The 1,305-nt window shown below is 67.5% G+C and carries 2 protein-coding genes; one reads left to right on the top strand and one right to left on the bottom strand.

Annotated features, from left to right (window positions below; all coding sequences use genetic code 11):
* Nucleotides 1-129: 129 nt before the first annotated feature.
* On the bottom strand, nt 130-591 hold the full coding sequence (locus ACFVYN_RS41375) for a TIGR02611 family protein (protein WP_390008106.1): 462 nt from the start codon (nt 589-591) through the stop codon (nt 130-132).
* 191 nt (nt 592-782) lie between these two features.
* On the opposite strand from ACFVYN_RS41375, the gene ACFVYN_RS41370 reads away from it, so the two are divergent.
* A complete protein-coding gene (locus ACFVYN_RS41370; protein WP_004002642.1) occupies nt 783-1,196 on the top strand; it encodes an SsgA family sporulation/cell division regulator in 414 nt (137 codons plus the stop codon).
* Nucleotides 1,197-1,305: the final 109 nt, after the last annotated feature.

Raw genomic sequence — 1,305 nt, 5'->3', positions numbered from 1 at the left:
ACCAGTGACCTCTTCGGTGTGAACGAAGCGCTCTCCCACTGAGCTAATCGCCCGGACGCAGGAAGAACATTACCCCATGTCAGGGGGTGCCTGTGACCAGCGGTGACGGCCTGCGCACCCCCGCGCGGCTCACTGGTCCTTGATGTTCCAGGGCATCTCGAAGCCGAACTTCCAGACGTAGACACCGAGGACCGCGGCGACTACCACCAGGCCGACCGAGGTCAGGATGATGTTGCGGCGGCGCACCTTGGGATCGAGGGCGCGCTGGGCCGCCTCGGTCACCTTGCGTTTGGTCCAGCGGAGCACGAGCTGGGCCCAGACGAACTCGGTCGCCCAGATCGCCATACCGCCGAAGATCACGACCCAGCCGGGTCCCGGCAGCGGCAGCATGATGATGCCGGCCACCACGACCGCCAGGCCGATGACGAAGACCAGGACCTGCCAGCTCAGGTGCAGCAGCCGCCGCGACTTGATGAATTCCGGCGCCTTGGAGCCGAGCCCCTGCTCGTCCTGCGCCTTGTCCGACGTCTCGCCGCTCTGCTCATCAGGTGCCACAACGACCTCGTGCGGCTCGTCACTCCCCGTATTCATACAGCCGAACCCTACCGGAGAGAAACCGGTCACCGGAATGGTCGTACCTCCGCAAGAGGCCCTCGGCCGGAAGAGTTACGTAAAGGCACGCAAAACACTCAGAGGGGTTTACAACGGCACCGTAGGTGGCATGTCGATTTCGCCGACGTGCGAATCCCCGAGCGCACACTGAGCGAAAGGCCCTGGCGCTTATGAACACCACGGTCAGCTGCGAGCTGCACCTGCGCCTCGTTGTGTCGAGCGAGTCCTCCCTGCCTGTCCCCGCAGGCCTGCGGTACGACACGGCCGACCCCTACGCCGTGCACGCCACCTTCCACACCGGAGCCGAGGAGACCGTCGAGTGGGTGTTCGCCCGCGACCTCCTCGCGGAGGGCCTCCACCGGCCCACCGGAACCGGCGACGTCCGAGTCTGGCCGTCGCGCAGCCACGGTCAGGGCGTCGTCTGCATCGCCCTGAGCTCCCCGGAGGGAGAAGCACTGCTCGAGGCCCCGGCGCGGGCCCTGGAGTCGTTCCTGAAGCGGACGGACGCCGCCGTGCCCCCGGGCACGGAGCACCGCCACTTCGATCTGGATCAGGAGCTCTCGCACATCCTGGCGGAAAGCTAGGGCGAGAGCGCACAGAGCCGCCCGGCGCCGTCCAACTCGGGGAGACGGCTCGGGCAGGTACAACCGCATAGGGAACGACAGGCGCCGTGGGGGGGGGGGGGGCGCGGGC

This window comes from Streptomyces sp. NPDC058307, from assembly GCF_042880295.1.
In the GTDB taxonomy this organism is placed as follows: domain Bacteria; phylum Actinomycetota; class Actinomycetes; order Streptomycetales; family Streptomycetaceae; genus Streptomyces.
The sequence above is the reverse complement of the archived record's forward strand: the minus strand, read 5'-3'. Positions and strand labels throughout refer to the sequence as shown.